Genomic DNA, 13,980 nt, shown 5'->3' on the forward strand with positions numbered 1-13,980 from the left:
CCCGGGCCTGGGCTTTCTGCTGCCTATCCTCTCTTCTTTTTCAGCCCTCACCTAACCTCTGTTCCCATGAAACCTCTTTCTGGTTTTCTGCTTGGGAGTGCCGCTCTGCTGGCCTCCTGCTCGGCGCCCAAGCCCGATGATGCCGCCGCTGCCGCCGTGGATGTAAAAAGCCTCAACCAGCAGTTTATCGGGGCCTGGAACGCCAAAAACACCGCCGCCCTCGACACGCTGCTGGCCGACGACGTGCAGTACGCCCAGGGCGCTACCCGCTTCAATGGCAAGTCGGAAGTGTCGGACAAATGGGTGCGCGCTACCCTCGGCACTATTGCTGATCTGAAACTTTACGGCACCAGCACCGGCACCGATGCCAACACGGCCTACGAGGCGGGCACCTTCTCTACGGAAGTGCTGCCCGAGGCCCCCGGCCAGCCCAGCGGCGAAGGCGAAGGCAACTTCATTTTGCTCTGGAAGAAGAATAAGAAAAACGCCTGGAAGCTGAGCTACGTGCAGCTCGAAGGCCTGCCGGTAAAAATCAGCAACTAGCTATCCGCCGTAAGCTCGCTTTCTACGCAAAAAGCCCCGCCCATCTTCTGGCCGGGGCTTTTTTGCTATTGTATTGGATTGATAGCGCTATTAGATTTCCGTAATCGGCTTGCTACCGCTTAAGGGGCCTTCCATCTTGCCGGTAACGGCACCGATGATGGACTTACCAGTGGCTATTTGCTCTTTTTAGGCAAAAGAGCCGGGCACCGGCGGAGCCAGGACGGGAATATCGCCCAGCGGCGCTGCTTTTTCTACGTGGAATTCCCCTTTTCCATCAAGCGAAGGGCCCTCGAAGGCCGAAGCTGCAAAGCCGGAACAGGCGAGTTAAGTAGCCAGCGGAACTAGGCTAGCGGGCCCGCCGCCGATAGACGTAGGCCGTGCCCGTCCGCTGCTGGTGCACCGTCACGCGCTGGTCGGGCGCCACCTGGCCCGGCTGGCTCACCCACTCGTACGCCACTTGTTGCTGCGCATCCCAGCAGTAGTGGCGGTTGCCGCTGCTGGTAATACTTTTCTGGGCGGCATTCGGCATTCGGTTGGAACTGAGCGGTAGCACGGAGGGGCTGGGCTTCGGGGCATCTGCCTTTTCCAGCACCCAGTCGGGGTTTTGGCTACCGGGAACGGGTAAAAGCTGGGCCTGAGCTACCGAAGCTGCACTAGCCAGTATGAGAAGCAAAGCGGCTCGTTTCATAGCGAATAGAATAAGCGGATACTATTTTACGCAATTTGCCTGATGCCAGCCTGTTCGCAGCCGAAATAGTAAAGCCCGCTGGCCCGTTTGCTACCTACCGCTGCTCCCCTGAGCAAAGCGAGGGCTTTATTGCGCTGAAAAAACTGTTTCTTAACAGGATAAAGCGGCTTGCTACCCTCTTAGAAGAGACTCAGCTTCTGCTGGCTGTAGGAAATCAGCATGTTCTTGTTCTGGCGGTAGTGCGCGAGCATCATCCTGTGGTTTTCGCGGCCGTAGCCCGAGGGCCTGTAGCCGCCGAACGGCGCGTCGGCGGGGTAGCAGTTGACCCACACGCGGCCGGCCTGAATGGCGCGGGGCGCCTAGTAGAGTTCGTGGGCGTCGCGGGTCCAGACGCCGGTGGAGTACATTATTCAGGAGCGGCTGGCCGAAGCCAAGCGCCTGCGGCGCAGTCTGCTGGTAACCGTGGCCGACGTGTGCTACCGGGCGGGCTTCCCCAACACGTCTTATTCTCCGAAGCTGTTCAAGCAGTACCAAGGCGTAACGCCGGACCTGTATAAGCGCCCGTATTGTGCGGGCGTGGCCCGAAAAGCGGCCCGCATGGCGCTTCGGCTGGCCTCGGTTTTGCTCCCCCGGCCGGCGGCCCGGAGCCAGCACGACAACCTTCCGGCCTGAAATCCTGTTATCGGAGGCCACTTAGGCGGCTGCCAGCCAGCGCCCGCCGGTTTTTTGCCTCATGACACACCTAGCAGCGGCCGACACCCGGCCCGTGCCTCAGGACGATACCCGTTCTAGTCCCCCTCCTCTCCCCCTGGCCCCCGCCCTGGTGTGGCTGATGGCCATTACCTGCGGGCTGGTGGTAGCCAACATTTACTACAACCAGCCTTTGCTGGCCGAAATTGGCCGCACGTTTAACCTATCGGAAAGCCGGGTAAGCCTGATGGCTACCATCACCCAGGTGGGCTACACGCTGGGTTTGCTGTTTGTGGTGCCCCTGGGCGACAAGCGCGAGCGAAAAAGCCTGACCCTGGTGCTGCTTTTGTGCGCCGCCGCGTGCATGGCGGGCGCGGCCGTGGCCCCTACGTTTGCCCTGCTGGCAGCGGCCAGCCTGCTCATTGGCCTTTTCTCGGCGGTGCCTCAGCTCCTGATTCCCATGGCCGCGTCGCTGGCTAGTGACGAGGAGCGCGGGCGGGTAGTGGGCAAAGTGATGAGCGGGTTGCTGATTGGCATTCTGTTGTCGCGCACTATTAGCGGCTACGTGGGCGCCCAGTTTGGCTGGCGCACCATGTTTTGGGTTGGCGCGGGCGTGATGGTGGTGCTCACCGGTATTCTGGCCCGCATGCTGCCCCGCAATCAGCCCCAGTTTACCGGCAGCTACGGCAGCTTGCTCAGGTCGTTGGGTACGCTTACTACCGAGCTGCCGGTGCTGCGCCGCTCGGCCCTGGTGGGCGCCTGCATGTTTGCCGGCTTCAGCGCCTTCTGGACTACCCTGGTGTTTTTCCTGGAAAGCCCGGCCTACCGCTACGGCAGCGAAGTAACCGGGCTGTTTGGCCTGATTGGGGCCAGCGGGGCCTTCGCCGCTTCCTTCGCCGGTAAATCGGCCGACACGAAAGGGGCCGACTACGCCCTCAACCTCGGGATTCTGCTGTTTCTGGGGGCGTATCTGCTGCTGGGCCTCGGCGGCACCTACCTGCTGGGGCTGATTGCGGGGGTAGTGATTCTGGACATCGGGCAGCAGATGACCCACATTTCCAACCAGACCCGCATCTTCACCCTGCGCCCCGAGGCCCGCAGCCGCCTGAACACGGTGTACATGACGGCCTGCTTTATCGGGGCCTCCACGGGCTCCTTCGTGGGCGGCCTGGCATGGGACCATTTCCACTGGCTGGGCGTGTGCGGCGTGGGGTTGGGCTTTGTGGTGCTGGCCTACCTTGCCAACCGGTTTTACGGCCAGGTGGCGGGCGCGCGGCCCTAGCAGGGTAGCACACGGATAATGGCGGGCTCTGCCCCACTGTAGCTGCCCCCCCCCAACGCCCGGATAAGATTATGGGGGGCACTAAAGCAGGAGGAGAACTACTGGTAATCTGATTATAGCACCCACAAGGGTGCTGCTCCCAACGGCCCGGAGCCACAACCAGGCTAGCATGGTATGCTGCTCGGTTGTGGCTCCGTGAAGGCGGCTCATCGGCCTAGGCGACGTAGGTCGGGGTATTTCTCACTCTATCATCAGATGCCCAACGACCTGCGGGCTACCCTCCGCGCTCAGCCGAACCAAGTATAGCCCGGCCGCTAGGCCGGGGATGCGAACAGTGGTACGGCTGCCAGCCGGGGCGGCGGCCAGGGCCTGCGCATGCATCACCTGGCCCAGGCTATTCACCAGGCTAAGCGTACCCGGGCGCAGCAGCAGGCCTGCCGGCAGCTGAAGCGTAAACTGCTGGTGCGCCGGGTTAGGGTACAGCGCCACGGCGGCCAGCAGCGGGCTGCCCGGGGTGGCCGCCAGGGGCGCACCAGGATTGTTCAGACGAACGGCCAGGCCGTAGTTACCGTCCGAAAAGTTGTCCGTAGCCAGGTCCAGGTCGCCGTCCCCGTCCAGGTCGCCGAGCTGCAGGGTGACGGGCGTGCCAGTGGTGGGCAACGACGTAACCGCACTGAGAGCACCGCGCCCATCGTTGAGGAACAGGCGGATAAACTGCGCCGGGTTGCGGTAGTCGTGGCCCGAGGTGAAGGCATCTATGTCACCGTCCGCATCCACGTCGCCCAACTCCAGCACGTCGGCCACGGCGCTGGGGGCGGGCAGAGCCCGCCGGGGGCCCACGGTGAACCGGGCCGCGCCCGTGTTGCGCAGCACCGTCAGGCCCCAATGGTCGGCGCCGGGCAGGTCCTCGAAGTCGGTAATCACGGCGTCGAGAGTACCGTCCCGGTCCATATCGGCCAGCTTCAGGCCGGTGGGTACGGTGGGCAGGGGTAGGTTGGCAGCCGCCGTAAACTGACCGTTGCCATCATTGAGTAGAATGCTCAGTACCCTTCGGCCGGGGTCGGCGTCGGATTCCCGGATGGCCACCAGGTCCAGGTCCCCATCGTTGTCCACATCGCCCAAGCGGAAAATGGTGAAGTACACGGTCAGGAGCTGCTGCGGGCCCGGGCTAAATACGCCCTTGCCATCGTTGAGCAACGCCGTGATGCTGCCCCGGTTGGGAGAGCCGGTGATGAGGTCCAGGTCGCCGTCGGCGTCAACGTCGCCAACCTCCAGGGGAATTTCCCGGTAGGCTCCGCCCCCAAAGTCGGGGGCGGGCACGTTCTGGGCGCCGCTCAGGTTGCCGCGGCCATCATTCAGCCGGATGGCCACTGTACCAAAGTTGTAGTACGTAGCTACGTCCAGGTCCCCGTCTCCGTCGAAGTCGCCGAGCTGCAGAACCGGGCTGCCGCTTACTACCGGGTTAGAGGTGTAGACAGGGGTAGCAAACCTACCATTGCCCTGGTTGAGCGCAACGCTCAGTTGGTTGTAGCCGCTGTTCGTTACTATATCCAGGTCCCCGTCGCCGTCCATGTCGCCCAGGCGCAGGGCGTTGACCAACAGCTTGTGTGCCAGGTCAGAGGGGCCGGCGAAGGTGCCGCGGCCCGGGCCGCTGGTAGCCGCCCGAAACTGAAACACCCGCTTCACCGTCCGGCCCCCTTCTGTGCCCAATAAAGTGGGCGGCAGGCTCACGCTGATTTGCTCGCCGGGGGCGAAGGGCTGGGCCGGCACGAAGCGCAGCGCCGCCGTGCCGCCGCCGGTGAGCGTGCCCGTGCGCTGCCCTTGGCGCTGGTTGCCGAACACGCGCAGGCTGCCGGCCGAAGCCGCCGAAATAGCCCGCGAAAACGACACCTCAATGGGGCTGGTGGCCGGTACGTGCGAGGCGTTCGGGCCGGGGACCCAGGTAGTAGCTACCGGCGCCGCCAGTACCGTAAACGGGCTGACGCTGGTGCCCGTCCCGCTGGGCGAGGTCAGGCGGATGGGAGCCGTGGCGGCGCCTTCGGGTACTACCGCCGTGGCCTCCGTAGCCGACACCACCGTGAACGAGGCCGCCGCTACCGTCCCGAAGCTGACGCCGGTGGCGCCGGTGAAATAGCTACCCCGCAGGGTAACCACCAGGCCCGGGCCGCCGGCCGTTGGGGTAAACGAGGCAATGGCCGGGGCGGGCAGCACGAACGGCGCGGCACTCACGGCCACGCCGTAAGGGGTAGTCACCTTGATAACGCCCGAGGTGGCCGTAGCCGGCACGGTAGCCGTTAGCTGAGTAGCCGATACCACCGTAAAGCTGGCCGGTACCCCGTTAAAGGTTACCTGGCTGGTTCCGGTAAAGAAGCGCCCGGTAAGGGTTACTACCGTGCCAGCCTCGCCGGTAGTGGGCGTAAAGCTGCTGATAACCGGAGCCGGCAGCGAGTTCAGAAATACTCTTACGAACCCGCTGTTCAGCTGATCATCCACGGAAACCAGGTCCAGGTCCCCATCCGCGTCAATATCACCGAGGGCCATTTCCCAGGGGGCTGAGCCGACAGGAACTTCCTGCACCGCCGCGAAGTTGCCGTGCCCATCGTTGAGCCGTACGCTGGTGGTTTTGCTGGTTACGTTGCTGGTCAGCAGGTCCAGGTCGCCATCGGCGTCTATATCACCCAGGAGCACGGCCTCCGGCTGGCGGCCCACCGCTACGGTTTGGCTGGCGCTGAACACGCCCTGCCCGTTGTTGAGGCCAATAGACACGCCTTTGTTGGGGTAATCTTCGGTAGAGGCTACCAGGTCCAGGTCGCCGTCGTTGTCCACGTCGCCGAGGGTTACGCTCTGGGGCCGGCCGCTCACCGGCACGTTCTGCGTGCCCGAGAAAAAGCCCAGCCCGTTGTTGAGGCGCACGCTCACGATGTTGGGTCGGTCGGTGTAGGAATCAGAAACGTTGGCTACCACCAGGTCCAGGTCGCCGTCGTTGTCCACGTCGCCCAGCACCAGGGTTTTAGGCTGAGTGCCCACCGCTACGGCGTGTTTGCCCGAGAAGCGGGCCTGCCCGTCGTTGAGGCGCACGTACACACTGTCGCGGCTGTAGTTGGCCAGCACCAGGTCCAGGTCGCCGTCGTTGTCCACGTCGCCGGTATTTACCGAGTAGAGGCGGCCGGGCACCGGAATAGACGGGGCCGCCGTGAAGTTCCCAGTGCCGTCGTTGAGCTGAATCGCCACCTCGCCCGTGGTACCGCCCCAGCTGCAGTGGCAAATGGGAATTATAATATCCAGGTCCTGGTCGTTGTCCACATCGGCCAGCTTTATCTGTCCCGGACCGGTGGGCATGATTATTTCCTGGGTGCCGCTAAAGGAGCCCTGGCCATTGTTGCGCCGGATGCTGATGGTTTCGCTGCGGGCGTTGCTGCTCACCAGGTCCAGGTCCCCGTCATTGTCCACGTCGCCCAGGGCTACGCCCAGGGGCAGCTGGCCTACTTCTACCGGAGGCGCCGCCACAAAATTGCCGGTGCCCGGGCCGCTGGTAGCCGCCCGAAACTGATACACCTGCTGCACCGCGCTTCCGGCAGCTCCCTGCAGCGTATTGGGCACTACCACCGTTACCTCTTCGCCGGGGGCAAAGGGCTGGCTGGGCGCGAAGGACACCGCAGGTGTGCCGGCCCCGGTCAGGCTTCCGCTCCGCAAGCCCTGGCGCTGGTTGCCAAAAACCCGCAGGTCGGTGGCCGTTTGCATGGGCTGCGCGAAGGTGAGAGCCACCGGGCCGGCCACGGGGGCTATATGGCTGTTGCGGGCCGGGCTCAGACTGGTAACTGCTACGGGCTGCGTAATTGTGAAAGCCTGCTCGGAAGCCCCCGTGCCAGCCGGCGACACCACGGTGATGGGGCCGGTGGTAGCAGCCGCCGGAACCCGCACGGTTAGTTGCGTGGCCGAGTTAATGATGTAGTCAGACGCTGCCTGCCCGTTGAAGCGTACCTCCCGGACGCCCACCAGGTGGCGGCCCGTCAGCAGCACCAGGCTACCGACGGGGCCCCGGGCCGGGCTAACCTGACTAATCACGGGTGCAGGGGTAGGCTGGTTGAAGCGCACACTCACGCTGTTGCCGTAGGCGTTGGCCGTGAGCAGGTCCAGGTCCCCGTCGTTGTCCAGGTCGCCGAGGGCAATCTGGTAGGCGGCGTCGTTGGGCGTTACCACGGCGCTGGGCGCGGGAGCAAAACCGCCGTGGCCGTCGTTGAGGCGGACGCTGATGGTATTGGGGCGGGTGAGCTGCTGCTGGTAGTTCGGAACCACCAGGTCCAGGTCCCCGTCGGCATCCACGTCGGCCAGCTCCAGGGCCGTAGGCTCCGGGCCCACCGGCACGGCCTGCAGGTTCCCGAACTGCCCGCGGCCGTCGTTGTACTGCACATGCAGGCGGCCAGTGGTCCGGTGTACGGTTACCAGGTCCACGTCCTGGTCGCCGTCGAGGTCAGCCAGGGCCAGGGCCGTAGCGGCGGCGCCCACGGCTACGGCCGGGCCCGGCGTGAAGCTGCCCCGGCCATCGTTCAGCCCGATTTTAGCGAATTTGCTGGTGAGGCCGTGGGTGGTTACTACGTCCAGGTCGCCGTCGTTGTCCACGTCGGCCAGGGCCAGACCCACGGCGTCGTCCAGGCCCGCGTAGGAGCCGGTGGTGAAGGTAGCGTTGCCGTTGTTGAAGAACACGTTCGGGCCCGGCCCGCTGTCGGCGCTCAGAATGTCCTGGTCGCCGTCCGCGTCAATATCTCCCACGGCCAGGAACTCGCCCCCGGTCAGCGCGTTAGTGCCCGAGAAGTTGCCGCGCCCGTCGTTGAGGCGCAGGCTGATTTTGCCCGTGCTGCTGCTGCTGACCAGCAAATCCAGGTCCCCATCGGCGTCCAGGTCGCTGAGCAGGGCCTGCTGGGAATGAAAGTCCGTGGGAATCTCCCGGCTTACGGGAAAGTTGCCGCTACCATCGTTGAGGCGCAGCACGATGGCCGAGTTGCTGTTTTTGGTGGTGGCTATCATATCCAGGTCGCCGTCGTTATCCACGTCGCCTACCGTCACGCCCCAGCATTCCGCGCCTACCCCTACGTTTTGCGTACCCGTGAAATTAGCCTGCCCCGACACGCCCGTAACGGCCGTCCGAAACTGAAAGACGTGGGGCGTTACGCCCCCGCTTGGCCCTTCCACCGTCGCCGGCACCGACACGCTTATTACCTCGCCGGGCGCATACCCTTGGGCCGGGCTGAAGGTGAGGGTAGCACTACCGCCGCCCGTAATGGTGCCCGCCTGCCTACCCCGTAGCAGGGAGCCAAACACGCGCACATTATCGGCTGAGGCCGCCGTCATGGGCTCCGAAAAGGTAATCTGCGCTGTTGTGCTGCGGTCGGCGGCTACGGTGTTGCGGGCGGGCGCTACGGCAGTTACCACGGGTGGCACTTGTACTATATAGCTGGCGGCCGAGGTAGTGGTGCCCAGGGGGGTAGTAACCGTCAGGGGGCCCGAGGTGGTGCCGGCCGGTACGGTTACCGTCAGGCGCGAATCCGAATCAACGGTAAAATCAGGAGCCGGAATACCGTTGAAGCGCACCTGGGTAGCGGCCCAGAACCCGGTGCCCGTCAGGACCACCGTAGTGCCCACCCGGCCGCCGGAGGGGGTGAAGCTGGTAATGGCGGGCGGGCGCGACACGCCGTTCAGCCGGACGCTTACGGTGCTCTCGTTTTCATTGCTGGCCAGCAGGTCCAGGTCCCCGTCGGCATCCACATCGGCCAGGGCTAAGCCCGATGGATTGAGCCCCAGGGCTACCGGCACTACGGCTGTAAACGTGGCGCTGCCATTGTTCAGAAATACAGTCGCGTTTTTTCTACCGGCGGCCACTAAGTCGGCGTCGCCATCGGCATCAATATCGCCCAGCACCAGGGCCGAGCCGGGCTCCGGCAGCGGCAGCGCCAGGGTACCCGTAAAGGTGCCCGCCCCCGTGTTCAGGCGCACGCTCACCGAAGAATCCTCGTCGTTAATGGTAGCGAAATCCAGGCTGCCGTTGCCGTCCAGGTCGGCCAGCACCACGTCCTCCGGGCTAGTGCCTACGCTGACTGTAGTGGTGCCGCTGAAGGTGCCATTGCCCGCGTTCAGCCGCACACTCACGGTATTATCGGTGGCGTTGGCCGTGAGCAGGTCCAGGTCGCCGTCGTTGTCCACATCGCCCAGCACTACTTTCTCAGGAAAAGCGCCCACGGCGACCGTGCCGGTGCCCGAAAACGTGCCCGCGCCATTGTTGAGCCGGACGCTGACGGAATTGCTACCCGCGTTGGCGGCCACAAAGTCCAGGTCGCCATCGGCATCCACGTCGCCCAGGGCCACGCTGGAGGGGCGCACGCCAACCACCCGGCTCTGGGCCCCGAATACAGTGCCCAGAAACTCTCCTTTGCCATTGTTGGGGCAAATGCTCACGCTGCCCGCCCCCCCGCCCTGTCCAGCGTCCTGGGCGTCGGTAACCAGCATATCCAGGTCCCCGTCGCCGTCCACGTCGCCCAGGGCCACGCTGGTGGGGTGCCCGCCCACAATGGTGTTATACGGCGCCAGCGTATAGGTACCGTTGCCGTTGTTGAAGCCCACAGCCGCCCGGAACAGGTAGTCGTGTACTGTCACAAAATCCAGGTCCCCGTCGCCGTCCACGTCGCCCGCCGCAATACCAGTAGGCCAGGTGCCCACCACTACCTCGGAGCCCCCCGTGAAGGTGCCCTGGCCCGTACCGCCCGCGGCGGCCGTAAACTCCAGCACCTGTTTAATGGCCCCGCTGCCGGTAGCACTTTGCAGGGAAGCAGGCACCGAAACCCGTACTTGCTCACCGGGTGCAAAGGGTTGGCTGGGGCTGAACGTGAGGGCAGCCGTGCCGCCGCCCGCCACGGTGCCGGCCCGCCTACCCTGCCGCTGGGCACCAAATACGCGCAGGTTGTTGGCAGAAGCTGCCGTAATGGGTTGCGAAAACTGCAGCTTTATTCCGGTCTGGATGCCCAGCACTGCCGTGTGGCGGGCCGGCTCGGTGCCGGTTACTACGGGCGCTTGGGCGCGGCTGCTGGTGGGTGCCAGCAGGGCCCCACAGGCCAGGCCAACGCCCATGGCAGTTAAGCCGGAGAGCGGACGGGAAAGAAAGCAAGCCAGAAAAAACGGAAAAGCAGAGGGGGAAGTAAAATTTTGCAAATTCAAGACAATTAATTGTACTATAACTTGAATAAATCAAGATTATTTCCTAAATATAAGCCGCTAAATGGGGTATCTGCCTTCCCTACTGGGAAACAAATGAAATTTGACCGTCGAGTTTTAATTGCACTTGGCCACTATGTACGGCCCGCACCGCAGCATTTGGCAGTGTCTGAACTCTGCCCTGGCAGAAACCCACGCGTTATTGCTACAGGAAGCCAGTTTGGCGGCTTCGTGCACGAGGTAGGCAGTCTGACTTCCGGTCCGCCTGGGGCCGCCAGGGCCGCATGAGCCTGGTTGCCTGAATAGCCGGCTGATGCGCATCCGGCGGCCTAGCGGGCGGACAGGGGTGGGGCAAAAAATACTGGTAAGCAGCGGCGCCCCTCCCCTGCTTGCTTGCCGCGCGGAACCTGCCCGTGGGCTGCACCGCACGAAGCCCGGGTGCAAGCCGCCTGGCGGCATTTCCTCGCTAGGGTTGGGAAGGAGCCTCCCGCAGGGCGCACACATCTTCCCAGCTAAGCTCTCCGTCAATGTAGCGGCGGTAGAGCTGCGCAATGTGGCCGGTGGCCTTCTTGTACAAATCGGGCCGCACGGCCTGCATCTGGGCCAGTACATAGGCGCGCTGCTGAGGCGTTTGCGCAGCCGGGCCATATTTCGGATCATTCTTCATGAGCAGGCCTTCTAGAGCAGCAAGATGCTGAATTAAAAGCCTGGTGTCGAGGAAAATTCAGGGGCTTTTGTGACAACGGTTTCGCCCTGGGCACGGCGGGCAACTCTGCTCCCCGCCGCGTCCGTACCGGGCCGCCTGTTGGTAGAGAAAATAGCGGGGCAGGCCGATACTACCGGGGCATTGAAAGAGGCTACCCAGGCGTGACCGTATCAACGCTTTGCCGGGGCACAGGGCTTGCAAAGTACCCTACAGACACCCGGCGCTACTCCCTAACTCTTTCACTTACAGTATTTTTCTTTCGCCATAAAAGCCACCATCTTCTCCCTCGTTGCCGCCCTGGGCCTGCTGGCCAGCTCTTCTTCCTTCGCCGCTCCGGCTGCCGCCCCTGACCCGTACAAGGCCCGCAAGGAAGCCATCAGGTACGACCGCAAAGCCGAAGTTGAGCGGGCCCGCCGGGAAGCGACCTACCGCCACGACAACCACGGCCACGGCCGCGACTATGGCTACCGCCGCTAAGCCCAGCCTACCCCTTCCCTGGCCCGAAAGCCCCGGCATAGTGCCGGGGCTTTTATGGTATATGCAGTGCCGGACCCGTAGCATTGGCAATGCTGAAAATAGCCGTTGGTGTCCTGAAGCAAGGCTGCTGCGTGCAGGAAAGAGCGTCAGTCAATCTGGACAATTCTTAGAAAGCAGGCACAACCGGAGCTTTCTCGGCAGTATCCGGGTTAGAACCCATACATTCAGTTTTCTTTTCCGGCCAAGGCAGTTTGTATTGCTTTTGCGCAGTACTGCTTCCAATGACCAAACCCCTCAAGTTTACCAATGCCAACCGCTCTGCCTTCTTCGCCACGGTGCGTGAGCGGGTTGACGTGTATTTCCAGAGCCGGCAGCTCTCCCGCCACGCCAATGGGGCTATGTGGGTTAAAACTATTTTCTTCCTGACGAGCTTCGTGGGGCTGTACACGCTGATCCTGTCGGGGCAGTTCGGGCCCTGGGTTATGCTGGGACTGGCGGGTTTGCTGGGCGCCTGCTGCGCTTTCATCGGCTTTAACATCTGCCACGATGCCCTGCACGGCGCCTTTTCGGCAAATAAGCGCGTGAATAAGGCCTTTAGCCTGCTCTTCAACCTGATTGGGGCCAACCCCTACGTCTGGACCATCACGCACAACATCGTGCACCACACCTACACCAACATTCCGGGCCACGATGAAGACATCGAGGTAGCGCCCGGCCTGATTCGGTTGTCGGAAGAGGAGCCGGTGCGGCCCTGGCAGCGCTTCCAGCACCTGTACGCCTTTCCGCTCTACGGCCTGGCCTCACTGTCGTGGGTAGTGCGCAAGGATTATATCAAGTTTTTCAAGTCGAAGATCGGACAGCATCCTACCCTCAATCACCCGCGCAAAGAGTACATCAACCTCTTCGCCTACAAGGCCTTGTACTACGCCCTGTTTATTGTGGCGCCGCTGGTAGTACTGCCTATTACGTGGTGGCAGTTCCTGATTGGCTTCCTGAGCCTGCACCTGGTAGAGGGCTTGGTGCTGGGCCTGGTTTTCCAGTTGGCCCACGTAGTAGAGGGCACGGAGTTTCCTACCCCCGACGAAACCGGCGACATGCAGGAAGCCTGGGCGGTGCACCAGTTGCGCACCACGGCTAACTTTGCTCCGCGTAGCGCCGTGGCCAGCTTCCTGTGCGGCGGCCTGAACCGGCAGATCGAGCATCACTTGTTTCCGCGCGTCTGCCATATCCATTACCCGGCCTTGGCGGGCATCATCCGGCAAACGGCGCAGGAGTTTGAGCTGCCTTACCTCGAAAACCCGTCGTTTCTGGCCGCGCTTCGCTCCCACTACCGCATGCTTCACCAGCTAGGCCGAGAGGCCGCGTAATTGCGTGCCTCTCGCGGCGAAACCCTACCCCCTCTTTCATAGCAAAGCCCCGACAAGACTGCCGGGGCTTTGCTATGAAAGAGGGGGTAGGAATATCTATGCCTCCAGTCGGCTCAGGCAAACTTTCAGACTTTCGCGCCAGTGCGGAATGGCCACGCCCAGCTGCGCCTTGGCCTTCGACTTGTCCATGACCGAAAAAGCGGGCCGGGTGGCTTTGGTGGGGTATTCGGCGGTGCGGATGGGTAGGGTACGGGTGGGCAAGCCGCTGAGCTCGAAGATGGCCACCGCGAAATCGTACCAGGAAGTCAGGCCCTCGTTGCTGTAGTGGTAGATGCCGTACTGCTGGTTCTGCTGCTCGATGATTGTGAGGATGCAGCCGGCCAGGTCGATGGCGTAGGTTGGGGTGCCCACCTGGTCCCAAATCACCTTCATTTCCTCCCGCTCCCGGCCAAACTTCAGCATGGTCTTCACGAAGTTGCCCGCGTACTCCGAGTACAACCAGCTGGTGCGCAGAATGAAATACTGGCTGGTAAGGGCCGGAATTACCTGCTCGCCTTCCAGCTTGGTGAGGCCGTACACGCTGATGGGCGCGGCTTCGTCGGTTTCCAGCAGCGGGGTATTACCGGTGCCGGCAAACACAAAGTCGGTGGAAATATGGATGAGCGTGGCGTTGTGCTTTCCGCATAGCCGGGCCAGGTTTTCGGCGCCGTCGCGGTTTACTTTGCGGGCAATTTCCACCTCGTCTTCGGCCTTGTCCACGGCCGTGTAGGCGGCGCAGTTAATCACGTAAGCCGGCTGGTATTGCTGAAAAACGGCCTGCAGCGCCTCCGCATTCAGGATGTTGGCCTGCTCCTCGGGCAGAAACACCAGGCTGGTGAGGGTACGCTCCTGGGCAACGTGCTGCAGGCATTGTCCCAGTTGCCCGGAGGCTCCGAAGACGAGGGTAGTAGTTGTGCTCATAACGAACGAAGAGAGAAAGGAATCCGCTGGTGGTTCTGGGTCAGGGCAAGATGCCGAAAACCCA

8 protein-coding genes and 1 pseudogene are annotated in these 13,980 nt (G+C 62.9%); 4 read left to right on the forward strand and 5 right to left on the reverse strand.

Translation table 11 applies throughout. The features are described 5' to 3' along the window. The first annotated feature begins 66 nt into the window (after window positions 1-66). On the forward strand, window positions 67-543 hold the full coding sequence (locus GGU46_RS15905; protein WP_183404557.1) for a nuclear transport factor 2 family protein: 477 nt from the start codon (window positions 67-69) through the stop codon (window positions 541-543). Window positions 544-889: 346 nt separating this feature from the next. Here GGU46_RS15905 and GGU46_RS15910 read toward each other — a convergent pair whose 3' ends face one another. Together GGU46_RS15910 and GGU46_RS15915 are read right to left on the reverse strand one after the other, a co-directional pair. After that, complete coding sequence (locus tag GGU46_RS15910; RefSeq protein ID WP_183404558.1) at window positions 890-1,231, reverse strand: hypothetical protein; 342 nt, start codon at window positions 1,229-1,231, stop codon at window positions 890-892. Between the two features lie 179 nt (window positions 1,232-1,410). Then, a pseudogene (locus GGU46_RS15915) lies at window positions 1,411-1,626 on the reverse strand (aldehyde dehydrogenase family protein); the annotation flags it as partial. A 1-nt stretch (window position 1,627) separates the two neighbouring features. Here GGU46_RS15915 and GGU46_RS15920 point away from each other — a divergent pair. After that, complete coding sequence (locus tag GGU46_RS15920; protein WP_183404559.1) at window positions 1,628-1,903, forward strand: helix-turn-helix transcriptional regulator; 276 nt, start codon at window positions 1,628-1,630, stop codon at window positions 1,901-1,903. A gap of 61 nt (window positions 1,904-1,964) precedes the next feature. Continuing rightward, complete coding sequence (locus GGU46_RS15925) at window positions 1,965-3,203, forward strand: MFS transporter (protein WP_246399061.1); 1,239 nt, start codon at window positions 1,965-1,967, stop codon at window positions 3,201-3,203. Window positions 3,204-3,443: 240 nt separating this feature from the next. Here the strand turns inward: GGU46_RS15925 and GGU46_RS15930 are convergent, their stop codons facing one another. Continuing rightward, window positions 3,444-10,322 (reverse strand): FG-GAP-like repeat-containing protein, encoded by a 6,879-nt coding sequence (locus GGU46_RS15930; RefSeq protein WP_183404560.1) that lies wholly within the window; start codon window positions 10,320-10,322, stop codon window positions 3,444-3,446. A gap of 550 nt (window positions 10,323-10,872) precedes the next feature. After that, complete coding sequence (locus tag GGU46_RS15935; RefSeq protein ID WP_183404561.1) at window positions 10,873-11,073, reverse strand: hypothetical protein; 201 nt, start codon at window positions 11,071-11,073, stop codon at window positions 10,873-10,875. A 797-nt stretch (window positions 11,074-11,870) separates the two neighbouring features. Here GGU46_RS15935 and GGU46_RS15940 point away from each other — a divergent pair. Further along, window positions 11,871-12,956 (forward strand): fatty acid desaturase family protein, encoded by a 1,086-nt coding sequence (locus GGU46_RS15940; RefSeq protein WP_183404562.1) that lies wholly within the window; start codon window positions 11,871-11,873, stop codon window positions 12,954-12,956. Window positions 12,957-13,052: 96 nt separating this feature from the next. On the opposite strand, the gene rfbD is transcribed toward GGU46_RS15940, so the two are convergent. Then, window positions 13,053-13,916: a dTDP-4-dehydrorhamnose reductase gene (rfbD, locus tag GGU46_RS15945; protein ID WP_183404563.1), complete on the reverse strand. Its 864-nt coding sequence runs from the start codon at window positions 13,914-13,916 to the stop codon at window positions 13,053-13,055. Window positions 13,917-13,980 lie beyond the last annotated feature (64 nt).

The sequence above is a fragment of the Hymenobacter latericoloratus genome (genome assembly GCF_014199535.1).
Taxonomy (GTDB): Bacteria; Bacteroidota; Bacteroidia; order Cytophagales; family Hymenobacteraceae; genus Hymenobacter; species Hymenobacter latericoloratus.

Bases quoted from the DNA above. Each gene is read 5' to 3' on its own strand.
- GGU46_RS15905 (WP_183404557.1), top strand. From the start codon at position 67: ATGAAACCTCTTTCTGGTTTTCTGCTTGGGAGTGCCGCTCTGCTGGCC.
- GGU46_RS15910 (WP_183404558.1), bottom strand. From the start codon at position 1,231: ATGAAACGAGCCGCTTTGCTTCTCATACTGGCTAGTGCAGCTTCGGTA.
- GGU46_RS15925 (WP_246399061.1), top strand. From the start codon at position 1,965: ATGACACACCTAGCAGCGGCCGACACCCGGCCCGTGCCTCAGGACGAT.
- GGU46_RS15930 (WP_183404560.1), bottom strand. From the start codon at position 10,322: ATGGGCGTTGGCCTGGCCTGTGGGGCCCTGCTGGCACCCACCAGCAGC.
- GGU46_RS15935 (WP_183404561.1), bottom strand. From the start codon at position 11,073: ATGAAGAATGATCCGAAATATGGCCCGGCTGCGCAAACGCCTCAGCAG.
- GGU46_RS15940 (WP_183404562.1), top strand. From the start codon at position 11,871: ATGACCAAACCCCTCAAGTTTACCAATGCCAACCGCTCTGCCTTCTTC.
- rfbD (WP_183404563.1), bottom strand. From the start codon at position 13,916: ATGAGCACAACTACTACCCTCGTCTTCGGAGCCTCCGGGCAACTGGGA.